Genomic DNA, 25,560 nt, shown 5'->3' on the forward strand with positions numbered 1-25,560 from the left:
GAGTATGATTTATATTTTATATGGAAAAGACAAAAGCATGGTTTCAATGAAGTTAGAGGCCATTAAAAAAAGACATTCTATTCAAGAAAATGTGAATGTATATGATGCACAAACGGATGAGATTTCAAATGTCTTACAAGATCTAGATGCCTATTCGATTTTTGATGATGACAAGATGATCATTGTCAATAACTGCACCTTTTTATCGAGTAAGAATACGACAAATTATGAAGTAGATCCTTTTCTTTTAAGAAAAGATACTGAAATGATTTTAGTTCTAATTTGTCCAAGTGATAAATTGGATACAAGAAAGAAAAAGGTTAAGGAAATCAGCAGTTGTGCGACGTTATATTCTTGTTTAGCTTTGGATGACAAGTCCCAAAAGTTCTATGTGCAAGATAAACTCAAAGAGTTTGGTGTCAAGGTGGATTTTAAAACATTAGATTGGATGACATCAAGAATGGGACTAGATCCTATGTGTATTCAAAATGAAATAGAAAAGATTTCAATCTATTCAAAAAATCCTACGTTTGAAGATGTACAAAACCTATTAATTGTAGAACCTACAAATGATATCTTTAAAATGGTGGACGCCTTCTTTAGCCAAAATGGAATCTTATTATTAGCTTACTATCGTAATTTTAGAAAGCTGAATATGCAGCCAGTAGCTATAGTTGCTCTTTTGGCTAGCCAAATTCGTTTTTTATTTCAAGTACGCGTATTAATGGATGAAGGAAAGGCACAAGCTACAATTGCCCAAGAGTTAAAGGCAAATCCATACAGGGTTAAACTCAATATGCAAAAGGCTATGCGATTTTCAAGTGAAACCTTACTTTATAATCTATCTTTACTTGCTGACTTTGATCAACAAATGAAAATGGGTAAGATCGATAAGGATGATGGTTTTGAATACTTCTGTCTAAATTTAATGATGAACAAGGGATAGCCTTGTTCATTTTTTTGAAAAAATGTGATGCATAAGAGAAATAAAGTGTTTAATATTTTGATATAGTTAGTAAAATATACAATAAATAAGGAGTCGCAATATGAATATATTTAATAAACTATTTACAGTGCTTACTGATTCAACTGAGGAATGGGTATCAAGACAAGAAGTAACTACGAATGGAAGAGGTTACGTTAATTATATATGTAAAAGGCCAAATGATTTGAAATCGATTGAAGATTATATGAAGCGCTATGTAGCTTTTGATGTAGAAACTACAGGCCTTGATTCAAAAAAAGATAGAATTATTGAGGTTGGGGCTATTTTGTTTGAGAATGGTCATACTGTTGAAACTTATAGTTCCTTGGTAAATCCAGAAGTTAAAATTTCTAAAGAAGCGACTACAATAAATCATATAACGAATGGAATGGTAAAAAAGGCACCCACAGAAGATATTGTTTGTAAAGAATTAGTTAAATTTTTAGGTGATGCACTACATGAACAAACTCCCATATGTGCTCATAATGCTGATTTTGATATGAGCTTCCTTTCTCAAGCGCTCATGCGTCAAGGATATGATGCTCAAATTTTATGTTTAGATACACTTTCTTTATCTCGTAAAATAATTCCTGGGTTGTCAAATTATAAACAAACAACAGTAGCAAAACATTTTAATATTAAAAACAAACAAGAACATAGGGCAATTTCTGATGCTGAGGTGTGTGGTGAAATTTTGTGGAAGCTATTGTCCATAAAAAAAGATGAAGAGGTAAAAAAACTGGAAATTTTAGTAAAGAGTAAACCAAGTCCTGAAGAAATGGAAGTATGTGCTTTTATTCAAGATTGCATACTTAAAAAGGGAGGAGATAATAAATTTCTTGGATTTTATAAAAATAGTAACAGGTATATAGATGTCAGTTATTTATATTCTTTTCTAAGATTTAAATTTGCAAAGAAAGGTAAGTATATCATTGTAAATAAGCAATTTAGTGATGTTTCGTCATATAAAGTAGAACCGTGCACTATAAGTGAAGGTGGAACCGACTATATTCGTGTCTATTTCAATAATCCTTTTGAATTAGAAGGGTTATCAGACAGTTTCTATCAAGCTTATAGAAAATGTCGCAACTCAGCGTTGGATTATTTTGAGTTTAATAAACGCGCTGCTTCAGAACATAAAAAAAGTATAGCGATGTCTAATAAGTTAACTGTTAAAGAGATGAAATCACTCTTGAAAGATGCTAAGAATAGAGAATATAAATCAACTAATGATGAATCTATGACTAATAAAGGTTCCGGAATAAATCTTAGTTTTAAAGATATTGACATAAATCCAATACATAATAGAGTTCAATTATCTAATGTTAAAAACTTGAATAATGAACGTAAAGCGTTTGATGAAGGGTATCCTCTATGGGAAAAAGGAGATCAATTGAGAAAAAACGGAAATATACAAGAAGCAATAGATTGTTTTGAAAAAGCTAGATTTTATGGATACAATTCTCCTGCTTTATATGAATCTTATGCGAAAGCTTATCATGCTATTAAAGACTATGAAAATGAAATAGATATTTTGAATGAAGGTATTGTTAGATTAAAACATCATAAAATAAATGTTGGGCGATTTGAGGCGAGAAGAGACAAAGCTGTTGAATTGTTTTTGAAACAATTGAAGTAAAGGTGTTCTTAATATAAAATGACTTTTGGGTTAAAACGATAAGGATGATGGTTTTGAATACTTCTGTCTAAATTTAATGATGAACAAGGGATAGCCTTGTTCATTTTTATTTTAGACATTCATAGTGCCGATTAAGGTGGTTTAATGAAAAGAAAAGGAGAAGAATTATGTTTCTAGAATTAAGAGCTAAAAAGTGTTTTGTATTTAATAATCAAATTGTATTTTCATTGGATCCAACAAATAAGACAACGGCAATATATGGACCAAATAATGCGGGTAAAACATGCTTGATCAAGTATATTCAGGCAATGAAAGGGATATTGTTGAATCAAAGAATTGAATTAAAATCGAATTTATTTTCAAATGACTCTGTTTGTGAGTTGGGTATTACGTTTGAATATGAGAAAAAAGAATATTCATATGATGTGAAGTATGATACAAAGACAAATCAATTTGTATATGAGTGTTTAACAAGTAAGGGAGATGTCTTATATAAAAAAGATTTATTGAATCGAATATTTGATTGCAAAGATGAACAGACAAAAAAATTCATGTCTTATATAGCATCAGACAATGTTCTTTTTCATTTCATGGATACAAAGTATATGAGAGATATAAAAGAAATTTTTGTAAGTTTTGCTAAAATGATTGATATTATAAATACAAATCAATGGAATGTATCATCGGGGGCTGAAAAATTAATAAAACTTTTAAAACATCTTGACCCACAAAGAATTCTAATCGTTGATAACTTGGATGATGGTTTGGATTCTGAAGTTGTAAATAAGATACTTGAGATGTCGACTTCTTCTCAAATGATATTTGTAGCTTATAATACATCCATACTAAATTGTGATGATTTTTGGTTTGTTCATAGAGAAAATGAAAATGTATATGTATATTCATTTGATAATGTTGATAATGTCATGGAACTGTATAAAAGGGAATGATTGGAGCTATTTCTGAACCAAGATTAATAGAATCGTTGATTTTAAAAAGGTCATAATGATTCGCCTAATGCTTTGATTAATTCTTCCATGGTTGAATAGGAAGGTATATTTGGATTATTTATTAATTTTGAAATTTATGAGCGTTATTCAAAATTTTTTAATTTCTCTTAACTAAAGGATATTATCGTTTTTTCCTTGTTTTGGATGTTAGGTGTGATATTTTTTCGAGAATGCATTGATTGATTTTCGGGTAATTATTGGTATAATGTTATTGAAGGTAGCAATACCTTTAGATGTGGTAAGCATCTATAAAAGTTGGGGTCGGATGAGAGACGGTAAACGCTCATGTCTATTTACATACTCGACAACCGAGAGAAAAGTTGTAGTCGGATGAGAGACGGTAAACGCTCATGTCTAATCAATGTCGACAACCGACAGAAAAACTTACCAGATATGCATTAAAAGGAGTAGTGATACTCCTTATTTTTTTTAGAGGTACACATGGGAACAAATCGAAATATATTAAGACCAGGTCAAAAGGAGCGATTACGTAAAGGAGCAATTCAAGGAAGTCGTTACTATAATCACTTTTTAAAAGATAAAACTTTTGTCGTTGTTACAGAAGATTATATGTATTGTTCAATAACATTTAAAAAGCAAGATTTCTGCCATTTTACAGGACTATCAATAGCTCGAGTATCAGAAAGTAATTTCTTTGACATTTGCCTTAATGGGACTATTACTAATTCCAATATAAGAGACGAACAACATTATGACTACAATACATTAAGAGTCAAAAATAATATTTTAAAAAAATTAAACATGTTTTTGCATGCGGATGCATCAACGAATTTATTTATTTCTGGATTGGTTACAAATACATTTACTTTTTCTTGTGCTATTCGAAATGATACGGAAAACATGACAATTTGTTTTGTTGGAGAAAACAATCGTGCTCGCAGTCTTAGAAAAGCAAGAAATTCTAGAAATACTCAATCTGAAAAGCAAATCATTGGAATTTTTGAGTTGAATAATAACAAATGGGATAAATGTATCTATATCCGCAATAGGCAAGATATTGTAGATAATTTTAATCATGATAATTTTTCTGATGAGCTAAAAAGGTATTTACATATTGATTAATTACATACGTTGATTTTTTCTAAAAGTCACATTTAATAAAAAACGATATAGATATTATTATTATCATCAAATAGACTAGTACTATTTACCTTCAGAGGAAAAAGAAATGTAATGACATACTATCTACAAGTTTATCAGCATTATTTCAATATAGTGAGTTATATAATGATGATTGGAAGCAAGATGTTTCAAGATGAATTCATGAAGATCAATAATATCTTAAGCGGTATTCGAAATAAATATATATGCTCAGAAGTCAAATTGTATAAAATGTTGTGTGAGTGTCAATACTAGCTCTATATCTTAATTTATTAAATGTGTCTATATGCGATAAAAAGCACCTCGATAACAAGGTGTGATTATTCATCTAATGCAGCAATTAATTCTTCTATGGTTGAATAGGAAGGTGTGTTTGGATCATTTATCATCTGTTCAGCTTCTTCAATGGCTTTGATTGTAGTTTGGTTTGGTTCATGATTCTTCATATTTTCCTCCAATAAAAAAAGAAGTCGTATGACTTCTTAATCCTTCATTACGCGATTTCGTTAATAGCTTTTGCTAAACGTGCTTTTTGACGGCTAGCGTAGTTTTTGTGGTGAATACCTTTAGCTACGGCTTTGTCTAATTTAGAACTGCAGTCGTTGTAAGCTGCAACAGCAGCTTCTTTATCTTTAGCATCAACAGCTGCTAATACAGCTTTAATACTTGATTTCAATGCTGATTTTTTAGATACGACTAATTTGTGAGCCTTGTTATTTGTTTTAACACGTTTCTTTTGAGATTTAATCTGTGGCATGAAGTGCACCTCCTGACATAAATTTGCAAATGGATTATAGCAAATTTCTAGATTTAATGCAACACAACTTCAAAAAAATACGCTATAATACTCTAGTATTGGAGTGATATATATGGAAAATAGACGCATTATTTTTATGGGAACACCCAAAATTGCGAGTGTCGTACTAAAAACGATGTTAGAAAACGATATACATGTAGGCTTAGTGGTAACGCAGCCGGATAAGAAAAAGGGTAGAAAACAACAGCTTGTCTATTCGGAAGTCAAAGAAGTGGCTTTAGAATATGATATTCCTGTATTTCAGCCTGTTAAAATTAAATCGGATTATCAAACCATTCTTGATTTTGCCCCTGATTTAATTGTGACTTGTGCATATGGACAAATCGTACCTAAGGAAGTATTGGACTTACCTCGGTATGGTTGTGTAAATCTTCATGGATCTTTACTTCCTAAGTATAGAGGGGGAGCGCCTATTCAAAGAGCTATTTGGAATGGCGATAAAGTCAGTGGTATGTCATTAATGAAAATGGCACCAAAAATGGATGCAGGTCCAGTACTAGCTCAAAAAGAAATTGAAATCTTACCAACAGATAATTCAACAACCTTATTTGATAAGATGGGTATTTGTGCTAGTGAATTATTACTTTCTCACTTTGAAGAAATCTGTTCAGGTCATGCGGTATATGTAGAACAAGATGAAAGTCAAGTCGTCTTCTCACCGGTTTTATCTAAGGAAGAAGAGCACATTGATTTGAATCAAGATGATGAACACATTTTAAATCAGATTCGTGCCTTTGCCAATGCACCAGGTGCTTATGTGTTATTAAAAGGAAAGAAATTTAAAATCTTGAAGGCAAGTTATTTAAATGAACACAACGAGTTTGGACTTCTTGTTAAGATTGGCAAAAACAAACTTGGTATTGGCCTTCATTTAGGTACACTTGTGATCGAAACTTGTCAAATGGAAGGAAAGCCAGTCATGGATTGTGCAAGCTTCTTTAATGGACAAGGAAGAAACCTAGTAGGAAATATTGTGGAGTAGGGGGAAGTCTATGGATCAAAAGAATATTCGAAATTTTTGTATTATTGCACATATTGACCACGGAAAAAGTACATTAGCCGATCGTATCTTAGAATTAACGGATACAGTTGAAAAGCGTGAAATGAAAGATCAGATTCTAGATTCAATGGATCTAGAAAGAGAGCGTGGAATTACGATTAAATTAAATGCCGTACAACTTGTATATCATGCCAAAGATGGACAAGATTACTTGTTCCATCTTATTGATACACCAGGCCATGTCGACTTTACATATGAAGTGTCTAGATCTCTTGCTGCATGTGATGGAGCTATTTTAGTTGTCGATGCAGCTCAGGGTGTTCAGGCACAAACTTTGGCCAATGTATATTTGGCTTTAGAAAATGATTTGGAAATCTTACCCGTATTAAATAAGGTGGATCTTCCAAGCGCACAACCTGAAGTTGTGAAAAAAGAAATTGAAGACTTGATTGGTTTGGATTGTAGCGAAGCTGTTGAAATTAGTGCTAAATCTGGATTGAATGTCGATAAAGTGCTCGAAGAAATCGTACATAAACTACCAAGTCCAAAAGGGGATAAAGATGCACCTACACAAGCTTTAGTCTTTGACTCTTTCTATGATTCCTATCGTGGAATCATTGCGTTTGTTTCTGTTAAAAATGGAACCATTAAACCAAAAGATAAGATTCGCTTTATGGCAACAGGCGCTGAATATGAAGTGACGGAAGTTGGTGTTCGTACACCAAAAGAAGTTGTAGAAGACCAGTTGAATTGTGGGGATGTAGGATGGGTCAGTGCAGCCATTAAAAATATTGAAGATGTTCGTGTCGGCGATACGATTACAGTCGCATCCAATCCTGCAAGTGAACCATTATCTGGATATCGTGAAATGCATCCAATGGTATATTGTGGTTTATATCCAGTGGATAATGCGCGTTATGATGATTTAAAGGAAGCTTTATCAAAATTAAAATTAAATGATGCAGCTTTACATTTTGAACCCGAAACTTCACAAGCCTTAGGATTTGGATTCCGTTGTGGATTTTTAGGCTTATTACACATGGACGTTGTCGAAGAGCGCTTAGAACGTGAATACAATCTAAGCTTGATTGCGACAAGTCCTTCCGTAATCTATCATGTCTATAAAACAGATGGAATTATGGAAGAAATCGATAACCCATCGGCTTTACCTGAACCTCAAAAAGTGGATCATATTGAAGAACCTTATGTGAAGTGTGACATTATGGTACCCAAAGAATATGTAGGTCCCATGATGGATCTTTGTCAGAAAAAACGTGGCGAATATGTGGATCTTCAAGTTTTAGATGATGTTCGTATGATGATGGTGTACCAAATGCCATTAAGTGAAATTATTTATGATTTCTTTGATAAGATGAAATCATGTACAAAAGGATATGCTAGTTTTGACTATGAATTTAGTGGATATCGCACAAGTTCATTGGTGAAGATGGATATTTTATTAAATGGACAAATTGTCGATGCCCTATCTACGATTGTCTTTAGAGATTTTGCGTATAACCGTGGTAATGCGATGGCTGTAAAATTAAAAGACTTGATTCCTAAGCAGCAATTTGAAATTCCTGTGCAGGCTGCCATTGGTGGAAAGATCATTGCACGTACAAACATTAAGGCATTGCGTAAAAACGTGTTGGCTAAATGTTATGGTGGAGATATTTCGCGTAAAAAGAAATTATTGGAGAAACAAAAAGAAGGAAAGAAACGTATGAAGATGGTAGGATCGGTTGAGATTCCGCAAGAAGCCTTCATGGCCGTTTTAAGTATGGATGACGACTAATGGTACCATCAGCCTATGTGCACATTCCTTTCTGTGATTCGATATGTGCGTATTGTGATTTTGTCCGGATTCAAAAAAATGAATCTTTCTTTTCAAGTTGGAAAGAAAAGTTAATTCAAGAAATTCAAGAGTATAAGATTTCAAGTCTTCATACTCTTTATTTTGGTGGGGGGACACCTAGTTTATTAAGTGTGGATGATTTTGTATCTATAAGAAATTGTTTTCCTAAAGATATTGAGGAATTTACCGTAGAATGCAACCCGGAATCTTTAGATGAAGATAAATTAAATGCTTATGTAGCTTTGGGTGTGAACCGTATTAGTTTAGGTGTTCAAAGCTTTAAGGATGATCTATTAAAAGTATGTCGAAGAACACATACAGCAAGTCAGGCAATTTCGGTTATTGAAAATATCAAGAAAAGTTCGGTATCGACTTTTTCCATTGATTTGATTTTTGGGCTTCCAAATCAAACAATGGAAGATGTGAAAAAAGATATTTTTACATTTTTAAGTTTAGATATACCACACTTATCTATTTATTCATTGCAGATTGAAGAAAATTCAATATTTGGAAAGACAGGGGTAGAACCTTGTGATAGTGATCTAGAAGCAGATATGTTTGAATATATCACAAAAACACTTGAAGCAGCCGGATATATTCACTATGAGATTTCTAGCTTTTGTAAGCCAGGTCATTATTCCAAGCACAATCTAGCATATTGGCAAGACAAAGATTTCTATGGCTTTGGCTGTGGTGCAAGTGGAAGACTTGATGGGATTCGTTATGATAATACGACAAGTTTAAAGGAGTACTGTTCTTTGGGTCCTTGTCCTGTTTATATCGATGAAACACTTGCTGAACGAGGCATGGATGCGATCATGATGGCTTTACGTACAAAGTTTGGATTGAATATAAAAGAATGGAATCTAAAGTATCAAAGTGATTTTAAAGAACATTATGCGCAAGTATTAGATAAGTATCGCGAGTATTTTTGTTTTGAAGGGGAATGTATCTATTTAAAGGATGCTGGTCTTGAAATATTAAATACGATTCTAGTTGATTTTATGTTGATTGAATGATATAGTTTAATAGCTTTTGTACTGAGAGTCTGGAAACTTCCAACCTTTCGCTCGGTAGAAAAGGACTAATATACATGGAGGAAGAAAAAAATGTTATTAAAATCTGAAAAACAAGCAATTATGCAAGAGTATGCAGTACACGAAGGTGACACAGGTTCTCCTGAAGTTCAAATCGCTGTATTGACAGAAGAAATCAACCGTTTAACTGAACACTTCAAAGAACACAAACACGATTATCACTCACAACGTGGATTGATGAAAAAAGTTGGTCGTCGTAAAAAATTGTTAGCTTACTTGAAGAGTAAAGATTTAGACCGTTACAAAGCATTGATCGCTAAATTAGGTTTAAGAAAGTAATCGAAAAGATTACTTTTTTTTTAAGCATTTATTTGATAGAATATAAAAGTATGATTGAGGTGAAAAAATGGCGAAACAAGAGTTTCATTTAGATTTTTGTGGTCGGGGGATCACAGTAGAAACTGGGGAAATCGCAAAACAAGCAGATGGTGCTGTTATTATTCGTTATGGAGATACAGTTACATTATCAACTGCATGTGCATCGAACCAGGCAAAAGAAGGGATTGACTTTTTCCCTTTAACAGTAAGTTTTGAAGAAAAGTTATATTCTGTTGGAAAGATTCCAGGAGGATTTTTACGTCGTGAAGGAAGACCAAGCGAACATGCGACATTAACAGCTCGTATGATCGACCGTCCAATCCGTCCATTATTTGCGGAAGGATTCCGTAATGAAGTACAGGTTGTCAACACTGTATTAAGTGTGGATCAAGATGCAAGTCCTGAAATGGCTGCCATGTTTGGTGCTTCTTTGGCATTATGTATTTCTGATATTCCATTCAATGGACCTATTGCTGGTTGTAAAGTTGGACGTATCAATGGAGAATTGGTTGCGAATCCTACAGTCGCTCAAATGGAAGAAAGTGACATTGATTTAACAGTTGCAGGTACTGCACAAGCTTTAAACATGGTTGAAGCAGGTGCTAAAGAAGTGAGCGAAGAAGATATGCTTGCGGCATTGATGTTTGGACATGAACAAATCAAAAAATTATGTGCATTCCAAGAAGAAATTGTTGCGGCTTGTGGTAAAGAAAAACGTGAAATCGAATTATACGCAGTTGATGAAACAATTGATCGTGAAGTTCGTTCTAACTTTGAAGCACAAATTCGTGCGGCTGTTTCAATTAAAGAAAAATTGGAACGTTATGGTAAGATTGATGATTTAACAGATGAAGCGGCTGAAATGATTGCAAACAAAGAATATGCATCTGAAAAAGAGCAAAACAATGCGGTGAAACAAGCTCGTGAAATTTGTCGTGGTATTGAAGCAGATGAAGTACGTCGTTTAATTATCGAAGATAAAGTTCGTCCAGATGGTCGTCAAATTGATGAAATCCGTCCATTGAACTCACAAGTGGATTTACTTCCTCGTGTTCATGGTTCAGCATTATTTACTCGTGGTGAAACACAGGTATTATCAACAACAACACTTGGTGCATTAAATGACAACCAAATCATTGATGACTTAACAGTTGTAGATTCAAAACGTTTCATGCACCACTATAACTTCCCACCATATTGCGTAGGGGAAACAGGACGTATGGGAAATCCTGGACGTCGTGAAATTGGTCATGGTGCTTTAGGTGAAAGAGCTTTAGCTCAAGTATTACCAAGCGTAGATGAATTCCCATATACAATTCGTACAGTTGCAGACGTTATGGAAAGTAACGGATCTAGTTCTCAGGCAAGTATTTGTGCAGGAACTATGTCTTTAATGGCAGCTGGTGTTCCAATCAAAGCTCCAGTAGCTGGTATTGCGATGGGATTGATCATGGATGATGATTCAGGTAAATATACTGTATTAACAGATATTCAAGGTATGGAAGACCACTTTGGAGATATGGACTTTAAGGTTGCCGGAACTAAAAATGGTATCACAGCTTTACAGATGGATATCAAAGTAACAGGTATCACTAAAAATATCTTTGAAGAAGCGTTAGCACAAGCTCACAAGGCTCGTTTAGAAATCTTAGACAATATGCTAGCATGTATTTCTGAACCAAGAACACAATTGAGTCCATATGCACCTAAGATTGCGATGATGAACATTGATCCAGATAAGATCAAAGATGTGATCGGACCTGGTGGAAAAATGATCAACGAAATCATTGCGCAATGTGACAATGTAAAAATTGATATTGATGATGATGGAAAAGTTGTAATCTATCACAATGATTATGATACAATCGAAAAGGCGAAACAAATGATCAGTGACATTGTTCGTGTAGCTAAAGTTGGTGATGTATATGCAGCTAAAGTTGTTCGTTTAGAAAAATTTGGTGCATTCGTGAACTTATTTGGCAATACAGATGGTTTATTACATATTTCTAAAATTTCTCATCACCGTGTAGATAAAGTAGAAGATGTATTAAAACTTGGTGATGTGATCGATGTTAAGGTTACAGAAATCGACAATAAGGGTCGTATCAATGTAAGCGCAAAAGCTTTACTTCCAAAACCTAAAACAGAAGAAGAAAAAACGGAAGCGTAAAAGTTAGGAACTCGTGAAAAACGAGTTCTTTTTTCTTGACTATGTGGTAAAATAGGTGGGTAGAGGTGAAAATTATGGATTTTAATACAGAAGTACTTAAATATAAAGATGATTTCTTAAAAGACTTAAACACACTTGTATCGTATGAAAGTGTTCGTGATGAATCTACGAAAACTGAAAATGCTCCTTTTGGAAAGAATTGTCGTGACGTTTTAGATGCGATGCTAGACATGGCTAAACGCGATGGTTTTGAAACAAAAGATGTTGATGGATATGCAGGTGTTGTTGAATATGGAAAGGGTGACGAAACATTTGGTGTTTTAGGTCACTTAGACATTGTGCCACTAGGTGAAGGGTGGACAAAAGATCCTTTAAAAGTAACATTGGAAAATGGCTATATCTTTGGACGTGGTGTTATGGATGATAAAGGACCGGCTCTAGCTGGTTATTATGCCTTAAAAATGATTCGTGATTTAAACATTCCACTTAAAAAACGTGTCATGTTGATAACAGGATGCGATGAAGAATCAGGTATGGAATGTATGAATTACTATGTGGATCATGCCGAAGTTCCTCAAATGGGATTTGTACCAGATGCCAACTTTCCAGTGATTTATGGTGAAAAAGGTGGCTTACATGTAGGATTAGTAAGTCGTGATGCAACAGTCATCAAAAAACTTCATGCGGGAAGCCGTCCAAATATTGTTATTGGTAAAGCGGATGTGACTGTGGATGTGATGAGTTATCAACAAGAAGACTTATTTAAATTCTATTGTGCTACGCAAGGTGTTAAGGGTTCAATCAAAAGAAGTGAAGAAGGAGTTACACTACATATTGATGGTGCCTTTGCGCATGCAGCTATGCCATATAATGGTGTGAATGCCGCTGTTTTATTGTTGAATTTTATTGGTGAAGCTTATAATGATCAACTATCAAAAGATTTATATTCATTATTAAAGGACTGGATGGGAAAACCAGTTGGCATTGAAAAAGATGGTTTATATATGTCTTTCTTAACAATGAATACAGGTATTGTGAATATGGAAAATAACGAAACGGATATTTTAATTGATATTCGATATCCAAATGATACAAATGCAGATGAAATTATGGCTAAGTTTGATGCAGCTTGTGCAAGTTTAACTTCCAATATCAAAGCCGAAAATCGTGGAGATTCAAAACCATTGTTCGTGGATCCAGACTCTCGTTTAGTGAAAGATTTAATGAGTGTCTACCAAAAATATACAGGGGATACATTCTCATGTCCAATCACAATTGGTGGTGGAACATATGCACGTAAATTTGAAAACTTTGTATCGTATGGTCCTGAACTTCCAAATGAAGTGATTGAAACAGATGCATTCGTAGGAGGATGTCACCAACGTGATGAAGGTATTAAATTAGATAACTTGTTGCAGGCTATCTGTATTTATGCCGATGCGATCGTGACATTGTGTAGCTAATATGAGAATGCGTAAAGTGAAGTGGGCAACAGATTATTTGCCTACTGCAAATTGTTTAGTGAAGGAACCATCTAAACAGGCAGGAAATTGGAAAAAGTTAATGGGTACAGATACTTTGCATATTGAGATTGGTTGTGGAAAAGGAAATTATTCTTTAGACATGGCTAAAATGTATAAGGATAATGGATTCATTGCGATTGAAAAGAATGAAAGTGCTGCGGGTATTGCCGCTAAAAAATATGATGAGGATACAGACGATAAACATTTGAAACTGATCCAAGATGATGCGAGTAGCATAGGGGAATGGTTTGGACCTCGTGAAGTAGATGTAATCCACTTGAATTTCTCAGATCCATGGCCTAAAAAGCGTTATGCGAAAAGACGTTTATCAAGTGCTTCCTTTTTAGATCAATATAAGCGCATCTTGTCAAGAAATGGCGAAATTCAAATGAAAACGGACAACAGTGCTTTGTTTGAATATAGCTTGATTGAATTTCAAAATGCGGGATTTAAAATGGTTGAAGTCAGTGTGGATTATCGTCGTGAAAAACATGATGAAGATGCGATTACAGAATATGAACAAAAATTTATTTCTTTAGGACAGCCAATCTATCGTTGTGTTTGGAGATATATGCATGACTGATATTAAAAATAAAGATGAATTTTTAAAAGCATTAAACAATACAGGCATTCAAGTGATGATGTTTACAGCGTTTTGGTGTCCAGACTGTATGTACATCAAACCTTTCTTGCCTGAAATTGAAGAAGAATTTAGCAATTTACAATTCTATTCCTTAAATCGTGATCATTGTATGGATATTGCGCTTGAATATGAAGTGATGGGTATCCCTAGCTTTATATGTTTTAAGGACGGAAAAGAAATTTCAAGATTTGTGTCGACCCTTCGAAAGACAAAAGAAGAAATAGAGGCATTTCTTACTCAGACTATAGAAAGTGAGGATAAAAGATGTTAAAGGACTTAATGCATGCGATTTTCAATGAAGATATTGAAGAAGATGATGAAGAACAAGAAGTTGTAGAAGAACCTACAAAAGAAGAAGAAATTACACCTGTACCTGAAGTTGTAGAACAACCTGTTGTACAAGAAGAGGTAAAACCACAGCCTGTATTTACACAAGCTGCAAGTTCAGTTGAAGAAAATCCTGAAAACTTTATGGATTCTCCAATTTTTGAAAAGGCGATTATTCAACCTAAACAAGAGAAATCTACGATTTTTAAAGGCTTAGATGTGGATTCAATTGCTCAAGAAGAAACAAAACCGAAACAAAAGGTATATAAGTATGATCGTCATAAATCAGTAAAGGTACGTCGTGTTGCGGAAGATTTAGATTATCAACCTGTTATTTCTCCAATTTTTGGAAATGTTGAGGATGATAAAAAAGAATTTGATAAAGTACATGATGCGATTTCTTTACAAAAACCAGAAGATGAAGATTTCTCACAGATTTTATCGCCAATGTATGGAACATACCTTCCTAGTATGCAACCTGCAAAATCGATTCCTGAATATAAGGTAGAAGATAAAAAGGCGAATATGAATCTTTCTGAAATGTTAGAAAAGCCAAAAAAGGAAACAAATAAACAAGAATCATTATTCGATAAAGAAGGTGAATAGAATGGCTTATCATTTTATTGGTATTAAAGGAACAGGTATGGCTGCCTTAGCATGTATCTTGCATGATGAACATAAAGAAGTAACGGGTAGTGATATCGATAAATATATTTTTACAGAAGATGGATTAAGAGCTCGTAATATTCCTATTTATTCATTTAGTCCTGAAAATATTAAGGACAATGATACAGTAATTATTGGTTTATCTTTTGATCAAACACATCCTGAAGTGAAAGCAGCGATGGATAATCCAACTGTAAAAACATATTATTATAATGAATATTTAGGTATTTTGTTAGAGTCATACAGCTCAATTTGTGTAGCTGGTACACATGGTAAATCAACTACGACTGGTATTTTAGGTCAAGTTCTTTCTTTACAAGATGAATGTGCCTATTTAATTGGGGATGGTCATGGCTATATGCCAGAACATGCCAATCATTTTGTGCTAGAGTCTTGTGAATTTCAAAGACATTTCTTAGCCTATCATCCAGATTATGCGATTATTACAAATATTGAATTAGATCACATCGACTATTATAAAGATATAGATGATTATGTATCGGCATTCCAAAGTTTTGCCGACCAAGTCAAAAAACACATTGTCGTATTTGGAGATAACGAACACTTGAAGAATTTGCATTACAACGTACCTGTGACAACATATGGTATGAAGGATGGAAATGATTATCAAGCCGTTAATATTGAGCAAGGTCCATTTGGCATGCATTTTGATTGTAAGCACAATGGTGAAATTCTAGCTCATGTTGAATTAAATGAGGTAGGAGATCCATTTATGCAGGATGCCTTAGGATGTTTTGCGCTAGCCCACGTTCTAGGAATGCCGGCTGATTTGATTGTACAAGGCTTAAAAGAATATAAAGGAATTGCACGTCGATTTGTGATTGATGAAGTCAAGGATAGTGTATTAGTGGATGACTATGCACACCATCCAACCGCTATTCGTCTTATGATTGATGCCGTTCGTAAAAAATATCCGGAAAAGAAAATTGTTGCGTTATATAAACCAGATCGTTATTCACGTCTACAATATTTCTTGGATGACTTTGCGAAAAGCTTAAATACGGCAGATCAAGTATGTTTACTTGATTTTCCTAAAAATGCCGTAAGAGAAGATGAAACAATCACGGTCACAATTCAAGATTTAATGGATCGTTGTCCAAACGCAATCTTATTAGATGTAGATGATGCTTCAGCAGAAAAGTTAAAAGAATTAGCTCCTGCAGCATTCGTCTTTATGTCTAGTAAAGACATCTATCTATTAAGAGATAAATTAGAGAAGATTTTATAAGAGAACAGATTGTCTGTTCTTTTTTAGTTGTGGACAATTCAAAAAGCGGCTATAATATGATTGAATCTTAGAATAGCGGAAAGGAGAGAGAATATGTATATTAAAAGACATATGGAAGAAACTATAAAAGAGTGTTTAGAACAATTTCCAATTATATTAGTTACTGGACCTAGACAAGTTGGTAAAACAACACTTTTACAATATGTTTGCGATAATTTTCAATATGTTACATTAGATGATCCAATTATATTGACACAGGCCGTAGAAGAGACAAATTTGTTTTTAAAAAACTATCAACCACCCTTGTTCATTGACGAAGTCCAATATGCGCCTAGTATATTTAGATATTTAAAAATGTATGTCGATATGAATAAACAAAAAGGAAGTTTTGCGCTTACTGGATCACAGGCTTTTGAGTTGATGAAAGGGGTAAGTGAAACCTTAGCTGGACGAATGGCGATTGTTGAATTAAAAGGATTATCATTTCGTGAAATACATCATATTGAATTTAATAAACCTTTTATCCCAAATGAAGCCTATTTTAATGAAAGAAAATCACAAATTAAAAGCTATTCTGATCTGTGGCATTGGATCCATAGAGGAAGTATGCCGCAACTTCAAGATGAAAAAATTGATTGGCAAAGATACTACTCTTCTTATGTGAAAACATATATCGAAAGAGATGTTCGACAAATTATTAATGTTTCTAACGAGTTAAAATTTATAAAGTTTTTAACATCCCTTGCGGTTAGGTGTGGGGAATTATTAAATATTAATGCGGTTAGCAATGAAGTAGAGACAAGTGCAGATACAATTAAAAGATGGCTTTCGATTCTTCAAACTTCGGGAATTATCTATTTGTTGGAACCATATTCTAACAATTTATTAAAGCGAGTTGTCAAAACACCAAAAGTTTATTTTTATGACACCGGTTTGGTATGTTACTTGGCTAGATGGACTAGTGCAGATACAGCTATGACAGGTGCTCAAGCTGGAAATATATACGAAAATTTTATTGTGTCTGAAATTTTAAAAAGTCATTTAAATGCAGGTAAAACCATTTCAAATATCTATTTCTATCGTGATCGTGATCAAAGAGAAATTGATGTAGTGATTGATGAAGATGGGAAATTGTATCCGATTGAAATTAAAATGACGGCAAATCCTACAAAGTCCATGGGGAAACATTTTTCGGCATTAAAAGATATCCCAAATAAAGAAGTACAACCAGGAATCATATTATGTCAATATGATCGAAAGATGTATTTGACTGAAGATATGATCGCATTGCCAATTGAATATATTTAATCGATACTCTTTCTTTTTTTCATAGTCAACAAGATTTGCTTGTACACTATGTTTTGAGCAAGTTCGTGAAGTTGAATCAAGAAAAAGAGGATTTTGCCTCTAGATTGTATTTTATGGAAGTGTTAGAATAATTCGAGCACTTCCTTTATTATTTGTAGCGTTTACAGGGTTGTGAAAAAAGTTTCAAAATAAATAGATAAGTTAGAAAGTTCATGTTATAATCTTTCTGAGGTGGTATTGTGAGTCTAGATATCTTTATGAGTACATTAGCTCGTGCATTTTCATATGTTTTACCAATCGTTGGTGTTATCGCATTAATTTATTTGATTTTGTTTTTAAAACAGTTGATTGAAACTTTAAAACAGTTGTCAAAAACATTGGATACAGCCAATGATCAATTAAAAAAATTAGATGCACCATTAAAAACGGCAGAAAATATTTCTACTACAGTGGATGAAGTGAACCAGAGCGCAAAAGAGGCGTTTGTGAGTGTGATGAGTTCACTTAGCGAAAATGTACAAAATGCCAAAGACTGGTTTCAAAATAAAAAGAATGGAAAAGAAAGTATTGAAACAAAGGAGGATGAATGACATGGATGAAAAACAATTAATTGATGATTTAGAAAAAGAATCGATGCTAGAACTTGAAGTGATGCATGAATCCGAAAATACAGATAATGAAAGAATTATTGAGGATGCTAAGAGTAAAATTGAAAAGTTGTTTGATGATTTGCGTGATTTATTAAAAGACGCTTCAGATCCTGAAAAAGTAAAGGAAGCTTTATCGCAAGCTAAGGATGATGCAAAAGATATTCTTTCTTCAACAAAAGATAAAGTGGTTGAAGTCAGTGAGAGTGAACAATTTAAACAAACTGTTTCGGCTGGTAAAGAATTTTTACAGGGCACAGCTGGATTGGTAGTAGATGGCTTTAAATATGGAAAAGAAACATTAAGAAAAAATGATTCTTTACGTAAAGTGATTGATAGAGCGGATGAAAAAGTAGACGAAATTCGTACAAATGATTCTGTTATTCGTGCCGTTGATAAAGCAGAAGAAGTAACTGGTAAAGCTACAGAAGCATTGTTTAGTGGATTGAAGAAAATATTTAACAAGGGGGACGAATAGGAATGAAAAGAATTACCATTTATGATGTTGCCAAAGAGGCAGATGTCTCATTAGCAACTGTATCACGTGTTATTAATGATAGTAATGTAGTACGTGAAGATACACGTATGCGTGTTCAACAAGCTATTGAAAAATTGGGATATAAACCAAATGCGATTGCGCAAGGATTAGCTCTTTCAAAAACAACTACAATTTCAATTGTGATGAGTGAAAAGTTATTTGCGTATAATGCGAAGATCTTAAATGGTCTTATGGATGTCGCAAAAATCTATAACTACAACATCATGTTCCATACTACAAGTAAGGGCATTTCAAAAATGCAGGATGTGATTGAATCGATTATTAAATCACGTGTGGATGGTGTAATTTTATTTAATGACAACTTCTCTGAAGATGAAATGGAAGTCTTACATGAATACCAAATTCCTATGGTTGTAGTTGGAAGTAAGTTAAAAGGACAAAAGATTGGCAACGTTGGAAATGTATATATCAACTTCGAACGTATGGCATATGAATTTGTCAACGAATGCTTCGAAAAAGGTATCGATGATATTTCTATGGTAGAAGATAAATTAAATCTTTCTATGATGGAACAATTAAAAGCGGGTGTAGATCGTGCATATGCTGAAAAGGGATTGGTTTTCAACAAATATGTTACATATGATGATAGCTACAAATCAAGTTATACATTCTTGTCCGATTACTATAAGAGAAATAAGCCAAGCCGTATGGTAATCACATTCCGTGATTCACAAGCCATTGCTTTAATGAATGCTTGTAAAGAGAGTGGTTATTCAATTCCAGATGATACACAACTTGTATGTATCTTGAATTCTAAATATTTAACAATGATGCGTCCAATGATTTCTACATACAACATTCCTGAATATGATTTAGGAGCTGTTGCGATGCGTTTATTAACTAAGATGTTAGTGGATGATGAGTCTGTTAAGCAGAATAAAGACATTGAAATCTCATTCTCAAAAATGTTTAGAGAAACTACAAAGTAAGAGTTCGTTTTGAACTCTTTTTTTATTTAGTGTATAATCTAGGCATGGAAATAATTTTTATAAATAACGCAAAAGATAGAAGTGTCTATCGATACAAAAAAGACTTTGAAAACATATTAGAACGTGCATGCCAGGTGTTAGAAAGAAAAGGAGATTGGAGTTTATCTGTAATATATGTAACACCTGAACAGATTCACGAAATCAATCGTGACTATCGAAATGTAGATCGTGCAACGGATGTGATTAGTTTTGCGATTCAAGATGATATGAGTGATATGTTGGTGGATGAAGATCAATATGAACTTGGAGACATCTTTATCAATGTGCAAGCTATTCGTGATCAAGCAAGTGCTTATGGACATTCGATTCGTAGAGAAGCTTGTTTCTTATTCTGTCATGGCTTACTTCATTTGATGGGATATGATCACATGAAAGAAGAAGATGAAAAGGTTATGTTTGCCTTACAGGATGAAATTCTAGATGAATTGGTTCAAAGGTAGATTCAAATATGCCTTTCAAGGCCTGTTTTACGCTTTTACTTGTGATCGTAGTATACGTCTTCAAGGCATCTTTGGATTGATTGTTATATTGTTTGGCTTTATCTTTCATTGTTCCATTGAAGAATGGATGATGTTGATTAGTGCAATTGGTTTCGTATGGTTTAGTGAAATTATGAATTCTTGCATTGAAAGATGTGTGGACTATATTTCATTAGAACATAATGAACAAGCTAAACATATTAAAGATATGGCTGCAGGAGCTGTTTTTATTATAAGTGTACTAGCAGCATGTATAGGGTTATATGTATTTATACCCAAATTATTTTAAATGGAGGTAAAATGAAAAATTATAAATCAGGATTTATCGCAATTGTTGGAAGACCCAACGCTGGAAAATCAACATTGTTGAATGCATTGTTAAAAGAAAAAATTGCGATCATGTCAGATAAACCAAATACAACAAGAAACAATATTTCGGGTATTTTAACCCATGAAGATTGTCAATATGTATTTGTGGATACACCAGGTATCCATAAGCCTCAACAACAATTGGGTCGTGTTTTAAATAAAAATGCCTATTCCGCTATGGAAGATTGTGATGTGATCGGATGGATCGTAGATGGTACACAATCTTTTGGAACTGGAGATTCTTTCATTTTAAAAAGAATTGAAACACTTCATAAACCAGTTGTGTTGATTATGAATAAAATCGATAAATTGCCAAAAGAGCAATTGTTGAAGCGTTTAGTGTATTGGCAAAAACAACATGACTTTAATGATATTGTTCCAATTAGTGCTTTAGACAAAGATAATCTAGACGAATTGTTACACGTATTTAAGGGATACTTACCTGAAGGAGAGCCGATGTTTCCAGAAGAAATGAAATCGGATCATGATATTAACTTTAGAATGTGTGAAATTGTTCGTGAAAAAATCTTATTTAAAACCCATGAAGAGATTCCTCATAGTGTAGCGGTTATTTTAGAACGAAAAGAAAAACGCGGCAATCGTATGTATCTTCAAATGATGGTCGTTGTGGATCGTGAATCGCAAAAGGGAATTTTGATTGGTAAACAAGCGAACATGATTCGTTCCATTCGTTTAGATGCACAAAAAGAATTGAAAGATATGCTTGGATGCAGTGTAGATTTAGAATTGTTTGTTCGTGTAGAAAAGAATTGGCGTAATCATGAAAACAAAATCAAAGAATTTGGTTTAGATGAATTAGAACAAATCGATGAAGACTAAGATTCAAGCCCTTGTATTAAGTGTAAGTGAATATAAAGATAAAGATGGTTTGGTCAAAGTGTTGACTACAGATTCCATTTTAACTTTATACGCAAGAGGACTGTTCAAGCAAAATTCTAAGAATTTAAGACTTGTACAGCCCTTTTCTTATAATGAATTCATGATTGAAGATAAAACAAAAATGCCTTTATTACTCCAAGGACAAACCATTCGTTATTACTATCACATTCAAGAAGATTTATTTAAATCCAGTTGTTGTTTTGTATTACACGATCTGATTTCTAAAACGAAAAAAGAAGAAAAATTATTTAACATATTACTCGACTGTTGGAACTCGGCAAATCAAAATTTAGACGATTTCTATTTCTGGGCATGTATTGTCTTAAAATATTGCATCGAACAAGAAGGAATACAACCATTTGTGGATGGTTGTGTACATTGTCAAAATATGCGAGTTGAAACTTTATCTTTAAAAGATGGTGGCTTTTTATGTGAAAAGTGCAATCACAATCAATATCCAAAATGGAATGTGGATTCATTAAAAAAATATCGAGCTTTGTTTAAATGTAAAGAAGAGAACTTAGCTTATGTCAAAGAACATTTCACGTTTAACCTTGATGATTTGATCTATCTAGCTAAATGGGTCGAATATCATAGTCAAAAAAGCTATCCAAGCATTCGTTTTTTAGAAAGTATTCGAGGCTTAGAGTGATGTTTCAAGAATTAGCATTTCAAGTTGTACAAAAAGTACATGCAGGTCAAGTTGATAAAGCGGGTAAAGATTATATCCTGCATCCTACATGGATACAGATATAGAAAAGGCTGTTGCGTATTTGCATGATGTATTAGAAGATACAAATGTTACTATGGATGAATTAAGAAAAATGTTCCCAAATGAAATCGTAGATGGCGTACTCACATTAACGCATAGAAAAGATGAATCTTATTTTGAATATATATCTAGAGTATCTACATCAAAGTTAGCTAAAAAGGTAAAAGCTGCAGATCTTTTACATAATTTGGATATCACAAGAATCAAAGAACCAAAAAAAACGGATTATGAAAGACTCTAGAAATACAAGAAAGCGATTCTATATCTAGTGACGCACTAGTTTTGTGGTACATAACGTATGAAAATAAGAGAACCTATTTTTAAGTGGGTGATTAAAAACAGGCCATGATAAATCGTGGCTTTTCTTTATGTGTGTCTTTGGATTTAGTCTAGAAATTTATTGATAAATAGGATATAATATGAAAGTGTATCCTTTTGTCTGTATACATAAAAGAAATGAGGTAAATAACATGAACGAAAAGACATTCAATGATGTAGTAAATCACATGAAAACCTCTGGTTTTGTTTACCAAGGTTCAGAAATCTATGGTGGTTTGGCAAATACTTGGGATTTTGGTCCTTTAGGCATTGAATTAAAGAACAATATTAAAAATGCTTGGTGGAAACGTTTCATCCAGGAAAGTGAACACAACGTAGGTTTACAAAGTGCCATCTTAATGAACCCAAATGTATGGGTAGCTAGTGGTCACGTTGGAGGATTTAGTGATCCTTTAATGGATTGTAAAGAATGTAAGAGCCGTTTTAGAGCAGATCAATTGATTGAAGAAGCTAGTAATCACACAGTAAACTGTGGTGGTATGTCAAATGAAGATATGGAAAACTATATTGCTGAACATGAAATCACATGTCCAAAATGTGGTGCTAAAAACTTCACAAATATTCGTCAATTTAACTTGATGTTCAAAACATTCCAAGGTGTATTAGAAGATGCGAAAAGTACAATCTATTTACGTCCAGAAACAGCACAAGGTATCTTTGTCAACTTCAAAAACGTACAAAGAACAATGCGTAAAAAATTACCATTCGGTATTGGACAAATTGGTAAGAGTTTCCGTAACGAAATCACACCAGGAAATTTCATTTTCCGTACTCGTGAATTCGAACAAATGGAACTTGAATTCTTCTGTAAACCAGGAACAGATTTAGATTGGTTTGAATACTATTGTAAAAACTGTGTTCAATTCTTAAAAGATTTAGGCATTAATGAAGAAAATATTCGTTTACGTGCTCATGATCCTGAAGAATTAGCACACTACTCAAATGGTACAAGTGATATCGAATACCACTTCTCTGAACCTATCGGATGGGGTGAATTATGGGGTATCGCAGACCGTACAGATTTTGACTTAAAAGCACACCAAACAACTTCTAAACAAAATTTAGAATATTTTGATCAAGAAGCCAATGAAAAATATATTCCTTATGTTATTGAACCTAGTGTAGGTGTTGAACGTTTGATGTTAGCTGTTATGTGTGAAGCTTATCAAGAAGAACAATTAGAAAATGATTCTCGTGTTGTATTAAAATTACATCCTGCTCTAGCACCATATAAAGTAGCTGTACTTCCATTATCTAAAAAATTATCCGATCAAGGGGATGAAGTATTCGCAAAATTATCAAAACACTTTAGCGTAACATATGATGATGCTCAAAGCATTGGAAAACGTTATCGTCGTCAAGATGCGATTGGTACACCATTCTGCGTAACTGTTGACTTTGAAACAGCTAACGATGGATGTGTAACTATCCGAGATCGTGACACTATGCAACAAGAACGTGTTGCTTTAGATGATCTTGTTTCATATATTGAAAATAGAATCGCATTTTAATGAGCTGGATTAGCGAAGAGGATATAAAGGCAATACGTCAACAAGCCGATATTGTTGACGTAATGTCTCACTATATCACACTTGAAAAACAAGGCAAAAATTATAAAGCCATATGTCCTTTTCATGATGATCATGATCCAAGCTTATCGATTTCGACGGATAAACAAATATTCAAATGTTTTGTGTGCAATACAGGTGGGAATGTATTTACTTTTGTTCAAAAGATCGAAAATATTTCTTTTCTAGAAGCTGTATGTAAGGTTGCTGAATGGATTCATTATCCTTTACATTTGGATACATCTAAATTTCAAGTGAAAGTCGATGAAAATCAACCTTTATTTGATTGTATACAATCGTATATTCGTTTTTTGACATTTGAACTCGAAAGTGAAAATGGAGAAAGCGTAAAAAGGTATTTAAGTCAACGAAAAATAAATGAAGATATTATAAAAAGATTTGAAATTGGGTATGCACCTGAATCAAGTCGTAGTGTGAAGTATCTCAAGGCAAAAGGTTTTAACGAACAAATACTATTAGACACAGGATTAATTCGTACTCATGACTTGAACACCTATGCCGTATTTGATCATCGATTAATGATTCCAATCCATGATGAACATGGAAATCCAGTTGGTTTTACGGCAAGACGATTAAATGAAGATAAAGATATCGCAAAGTATATCAATACTTCAGAAACAAAGATCTATCACAAAGGAAATTTAATATTTAATTATCATAGGGCGAAAGAGTTTGCGAAAAAGAATAAGCGATGCATATTAGTTGAGGGGGCTATGGATGTCATTGCCTTTGAAAAGGCGGATATTCATGAAAGTATTGCTTGTTTAGGTACAGCTTGTACCAAGGAACAAATGACATTATTAAAACGTTTAAATGTACCACTAGTGGTATGTTATGATGGGGATAGAGCTGGTAAGGCAGCCACTTATAAATTTGGAAAGCTAGCCGTCGATTATGGCTTGAACTTTTCCATTGTGAAAAATACAACGGGTAAGGATCCGGATGAAATTTTTAATGAACTTGGTAAAGATGAATTGTATTTATCCGTTCATAAAACCGTATCGTTTGTTGAATTTTTATTCGAATATTTACCAAATCAATATGATTTAGACAACTACGAGGATAAGAAAAAATTCACTTCTGAAATGCAAGCTTTTATTGAAAGAACATGCACAGATTTTGAAAAGGCCGATTACTATTCTCGTATTCGAGATTTAACTGGATTTGATCTATCGAATTCTGCAAGTG

Annotated in this window: 27 protein-coding genes; 25 read left to right on the top strand and 2 right to left on the bottom strand. The window is 33.5% G+C overall.

What is annotated here, in order from left to right; translation table 11 throughout:
- The 4 genes from holA to EUBIFOR_RS05325 all read left to right on the top strand — a co-directional run.
- Nucleotides 1-946 (top strand): DNA polymerase III subunit delta (gene holA / locus EUBIFOR_RS05310; protein ID WP_003864931.1); only part of this gene is annotated, 946 nt, incomplete at its 5' end.
- Nucleotides 947-1,046: 100 nt separating this feature from the next.
- Nucleotides 1,047-2,624, top strand: a complete 1,578-nt coding sequence (locus EUBIFOR_RS05315) for an exonuclease domain-containing protein (RefSeq protein ID WP_003864932.1) — start codon at nucleotides 1,047-1,049, stop codon at nucleotides 2,622-2,624.
- A gap of 167 nt (nucleotides 2,625-2,791) precedes the next feature.
- Nucleotides 2,792-3,574 (top strand): AAA family ATPase, encoded by a 783-nt coding sequence (locus tag EUBIFOR_RS12140; protein WP_003864933.1) that lies wholly within the window; start codon nucleotides 2,792-2,794, stop codon nucleotides 3,572-3,574.
- Nucleotides 3,575-4,075: 501 nt separating this feature from the next.
- Nucleotides 4,076-4,717: a PBECR4 domain-containing protein gene (locus tag EUBIFOR_RS05325; protein ID WP_003864934.1), complete on the top strand. Its 642-nt coding sequence runs from the start codon at nucleotides 4,076-4,078 to the stop codon at nucleotides 4,715-4,717.
- Nucleotides 4,718-5,076: 359 nt separating this feature from the next.
- On the opposite strand, the gene EUBIFOR_RS13395 is transcribed toward EUBIFOR_RS05325, so the two are convergent.
- Both EUBIFOR_RS13395 and rpsT read right to left on the bottom strand, forming a co-directional pair.
- Nucleotides 5,077-5,202 carry a hypothetical protein gene (locus tag EUBIFOR_RS13395; RefSeq protein ID WP_003864935.1) on the bottom strand — a complete coding sequence of 42 codons (126 nt, stop codon included), beginning with the start codon at nucleotides 5,200-5,202 and terminating at the stop codon, nucleotides 5,077-5,079.
- 47 nt (nucleotides 5,203-5,249) lie between these two features.
- Nucleotides 5,250-5,513: a 30S ribosomal protein S20 gene (rpsT, locus tag EUBIFOR_RS05330; RefSeq protein ID WP_003864936.1), complete on the bottom strand. Its 264-nt coding sequence runs from the start codon at nucleotides 5,511-5,513 to the stop codon at nucleotides 5,250-5,252.
- A 112-nt stretch (nucleotides 5,514-5,625) separates the two neighbouring features.
- On the opposite strand from rpsT, the gene fmt reads away from it, so the two are divergent.
- The 21 genes from fmt to dnaG form a co-directional block, all read left to right on the top strand.
- Nucleotides 5,626-6,555 (top strand): methionyl-tRNA formyltransferase, encoded by a 930-nt coding sequence (fmt, locus tag EUBIFOR_RS05335; protein WP_003864937.1) that lies wholly within the window; start codon nucleotides 5,626-5,628, stop codon nucleotides 6,553-6,555.
- Nucleotides 6,556-6,565: 10 nt separating this feature from the next.
- Complete coding sequence (gene lepA / locus EUBIFOR_RS05340) at nucleotides 6,566-8,368, top strand: translation elongation factor 4 (RefSeq protein WP_003864938.1); 1,803 nt, start codon at nucleotides 6,566-6,568, stop codon at nucleotides 8,366-8,368.
- Nucleotides 8,368-9,447: a radical SAM family heme chaperone HemW gene (hemW, locus tag EUBIFOR_RS05345; protein WP_003864939.1), complete on the top strand. Its 1,080-nt coding sequence runs from the start codon at nucleotides 8,368-8,370 to the stop codon at nucleotides 9,445-9,447. Before lepA ends, hemW begins: the two co-directional genes overlap by 1 nt.
- 90 nt (nucleotides 9,448-9,537) lie before the next feature.
- On the top strand, nucleotides 9,538-9,804 hold the full coding sequence (gene rpsO, locus EUBIFOR_RS05350; RefSeq protein ID WP_003864940.1) for a 30S ribosomal protein S15: 267 nt from the start codon (nucleotides 9,538-9,540) through the stop codon (nucleotides 9,802-9,804).
- Between the two features lie 67 nt (nucleotides 9,805-9,871).
- A complete protein-coding gene (pnp, locus tag EUBIFOR_RS05355) occupies nucleotides 9,872-12,013 on the top strand; it encodes a polyribonucleotide nucleotidyltransferase (protein ID WP_003864941.1) in 2,142 nt (713 codons plus the stop codon).
- 74 nt (nucleotides 12,014-12,087) lie between these two features.
- Nucleotides 12,088-13,476, top strand: coding sequence for a dipeptidase PepV (gene pepV, locus EUBIFOR_RS05360; RefSeq protein WP_003864942.1), 1,389 nt, complete (start codon nucleotides 12,088-12,090; stop codon nucleotides 13,474-13,476).
- A 7-nt stretch (nucleotides 13,477-13,483) separates the two neighbouring features.
- The gene (gene trmB, locus EUBIFOR_RS05365; RefSeq protein WP_315969418.1) at nucleotides 13,484-14,119 is read left to right on the top strand and encodes a tRNA (guanosine(46)-N7)-methyltransferase TrmB; all 636 of its coding nucleotides are present in this window, start codon (nucleotides 13,484-13,486) and stop codon (nucleotides 14,117-14,119) included.
- Nucleotides 14,112-14,450, top strand: a complete 339-nt coding sequence (locus tag EUBIFOR_RS05370) for a thioredoxin family protein (RefSeq protein ID WP_003864944.1) — start codon at nucleotides 14,112-14,114, stop codon at nucleotides 14,448-14,450. The genes trmB and EUBIFOR_RS05370 overlap by 8 nt, the downstream gene beginning before the upstream one ends.
- A complete protein-coding gene (locus tag EUBIFOR_RS05375) occupies nucleotides 14,444-15,112 on the top strand; it encodes a hypothetical protein (RefSeq protein ID WP_003864945.1) in 669 nt (222 codons plus the stop codon). The genes EUBIFOR_RS05370 and EUBIFOR_RS05375 overlap by 7 nt, the downstream gene beginning before the upstream one ends.
- Before the next feature lies 1 nt (nucleotide 15,113).
- Complete coding sequence (locus EUBIFOR_RS05380) at nucleotides 15,114-16,421, top strand: UDP-N-acetylmuramate--L-alanine ligase (protein WP_003864946.1); 1,308 nt, start codon at nucleotides 15,114-15,116, stop codon at nucleotides 16,419-16,421.
- Nucleotides 16,422-16,514: 93 nt separating this feature from the next.
- The gene (locus tag EUBIFOR_RS05385) at nucleotides 16,515-17,729 is read left to right on the top strand and encodes an ATP-binding protein (RefSeq protein WP_003864947.1); all 1,215 of its coding nucleotides are present in this window, start codon (nucleotides 16,515-16,517) and stop codon (nucleotides 17,727-17,729) included.
- A gap of 239 nt (nucleotides 17,730-17,968) precedes the next feature.
- Complete coding sequence (locus EUBIFOR_RS05390) at nucleotides 17,969-18,319, top strand: hypothetical protein (RefSeq protein WP_147344673.1); 351 nt, start codon at nucleotides 17,969-17,971, stop codon at nucleotides 18,317-18,319.
- Nucleotide 18,320: 1 nt separating this feature from the next.
- Nucleotides 18,321-18,854, top strand: a complete 534-nt coding sequence (locus tag EUBIFOR_RS05395) for a hypothetical protein (protein ID WP_040466228.1) — start codon at nucleotides 18,321-18,323, stop codon at nucleotides 18,852-18,854.
- Between the two features lie 2 nt (nucleotides 18,855-18,856).
- Nucleotides 18,857-19,864 carry a LacI family DNA-binding transcriptional regulator gene (locus EUBIFOR_RS05400; RefSeq protein WP_003864950.1) on the top strand — a complete coding sequence of 336 codons (1,008 nt, stop codon included), beginning with the start codon at nucleotides 18,857-18,859 and terminating at the stop codon, nucleotides 19,862-19,864.
- A 44-nt stretch (nucleotides 19,865-19,908) separates the two neighbouring features.
- Nucleotides 19,909-20,364 (top strand): rRNA maturation RNase YbeY, encoded by a 456-nt coding sequence (ybeY, locus tag EUBIFOR_RS05405; protein WP_003864951.1) that lies wholly within the window; start codon nucleotides 19,909-19,911, stop codon nucleotides 20,362-20,364.
- On the top strand, nucleotides 20,345-20,692 hold the full coding sequence (locus tag EUBIFOR_RS05410) for a diacylglycerol kinase (RefSeq protein WP_003864952.1): 348 nt from the start codon (nucleotides 20,345-20,347) through the stop codon (nucleotides 20,690-20,692). Before ybeY ends, EUBIFOR_RS05410 begins: the two co-directional genes overlap by 20 nt.
- A gap of 11 nt (nucleotides 20,693-20,703) precedes the next feature.
- Entirely contained in the window at nucleotides 20,704-21,612 is a 909-nt protein-coding gene (gene era, locus EUBIFOR_RS05415; RefSeq protein WP_040466229.1) for a GTPase Era, read from the top strand.
- Nucleotides 21,602-22,324, top strand: coding sequence for a DNA repair protein RecO (gene recO, locus EUBIFOR_RS05420; RefSeq protein ID WP_003864954.1), 723 nt, complete (start codon nucleotides 21,602-21,604; stop codon nucleotides 22,322-22,324). The genes era and recO overlap by 11 nt, the downstream gene beginning before the upstream one ends.
- An 88-nt stretch (nucleotides 22,325-22,412) precedes the next feature.
- A complete protein-coding gene (locus EUBIFOR_RS05425) occupies nucleotides 22,413-22,685 on the top strand; it encodes a hypothetical protein (protein ID WP_003864955.1) in 273 nt (90 codons plus the stop codon).
- 229 nt (nucleotides 22,686-22,914) lie between these two features.
- On the top strand, nucleotides 22,915-24,294 hold the full coding sequence (locus tag EUBIFOR_RS05430; RefSeq protein ID WP_040466230.1) for a glycine--tRNA ligase: 1,380 nt from the start codon (nucleotides 22,915-22,917) through the stop codon (nucleotides 24,292-24,294).
- Nucleotides 24,294-25,560 (top strand): DNA primase (dnaG, locus tag EUBIFOR_RS05435; RefSeq protein ID WP_003864957.1); only part of this gene is annotated, 1,267 nt, incomplete at its 3' end. The genes EUBIFOR_RS05430 and dnaG, both read left to right, overlap by 1 nt.

This window comes from Holdemanella biformis DSM 3989, from assembly GCF_000156655.1.
Lineage (GTDB): Bacteria > Bacillota_I > Bacilli_A > Erysipelotrichales > Erysipelotrichaceae > Holdemanella > Holdemanella biformis.